This is a genomic window from Microbacterium sulfonylureivorans (genome assembly GCF_003999995.1).
GTDB lineage: Bacteria > Actinomycetota > Actinomycetes > Actinomycetales > Microbacteriaceae > Microbacterium > Microbacterium sulfonylureivorans.
In genome coordinates this window covers 1-1,053 of the sequence record NZ_RJAD01000006.1, presented here as the reverse complement: position 1 = coordinate 1,053, position 1,053 = coordinate 1, and the positions used below count along the sequence as shown (strand labels likewise).

The window sequence follows — 1,053 nt, the reverse complement described above, 5'->3', positions numbered from 1 at the left end:
CGGTCGGTCAGCGGGCGACCTGTGCGGTCTCGTTTGGAATCCGGACTGTTTGATATCTTGCATTGCATGCTAGCTTGTCACGCATGATAGCTTCAGCCGGCGCTCAACTGCGTAAGGGTGTCGCCGAGTACTGCATTCTCGGGCTGCTCGCGCGTGAGCCGATGTATGGGTGGCAGCTGTCTGAGGCGCTTGCACGGCCGGGGCTCATCGCGAGCATCGGAACGCTTTACCCGATCCTGAGCCGCTTGCGCGAGCGGGGTTTCATAACGGCGTTCGAACAGGAGTCTGGGGCGGGGCCGGTGCGCAAGTACTACCGGCTCACCGGTCAAGGGGAACTCGAGTTGCAGGGATTCCGGCAGCAGTGGGGTCCGTTCGTTGCCGCGGTCACCGAAATCGTGGAAGGAGTTGGGGACGATGAACAGTAGTCGCCCGGTCGAGGTGGATCGCTACATCCAGCGACTCGATGCAGCCCTGGCGGACGTTCCGCCGCACACAGCCGATGAGATCCGCCAAGGCATCATCGAGGAATTGTCCTCGCTTGATCCTGAGGCTGCCCGCGAACGTATCAAGCAACTTGGGGACCCGGAGTTCATTGCCGCTGAGGCTCGGGGCGGCGCGGACGAGGCTTCCTTGCAGCGTAGGTCCGCACTGGAGTCACGGCCGTACATCGTCGTGGCCAGCCTGGCAGTGGGCGTCGGCATCTACGTCGTGCCGATCCTTGGCGCCGTGGCGGGGTTCATCATGGTGTGGGTCTCGACCGCATGGCGGCGATGGGAAAAGGTCGTCGCGACCCTCACACCGCTTCTAGCTGGCCTCTTCACAGCGACATTCTTCGTCCTCACACGAATCCCCAGCGGGGATGGTCTGAACTCTGTCGTGCCCGGATACGGGCTCTCCGGCGACGAGTTCGGAGGCCCGTGGTACGCGCTGTACTTCACACCGGTTGTGACCGCAAACGCACTGTTCGTCGTCTCCATCGCAAATCTCGCCGTCGGTACCTGGCTGCTCATCCGCGCCCTCCGGCGTTCCTAGACCGGCCACGCCGGCGCACGC

At 63.4% G+C, this 1,053-nt stretch carries 2 protein-coding genes; both read left to right on the top strand.

The genetic code is table 11. The features are described 5' to 3' along the window. Positions 1 to 83: 83 nt before the first annotated feature. Entirely contained in the window at positions 84 to 425 is a 342-nt protein-coding gene (locus tag EER34_RS17360) for a PadR family transcriptional regulator (RefSeq protein WP_127477016.1), read from the top strand. Further along, positions 415 to 1,032: an HAAS signaling domain-containing protein gene (locus EER34_RS17355; protein ID WP_127477014.1), complete on the top strand. Its 618-nt coding sequence runs from the start codon at positions 415 to 417 to the stop codon at positions 1,030 to 1,032. The genes EER34_RS17360 and EER34_RS17355 overlap by 11 nt, the downstream gene beginning before the upstream one ends. Positions 1,033 to 1,053: the final 21 nt, after the last annotated feature.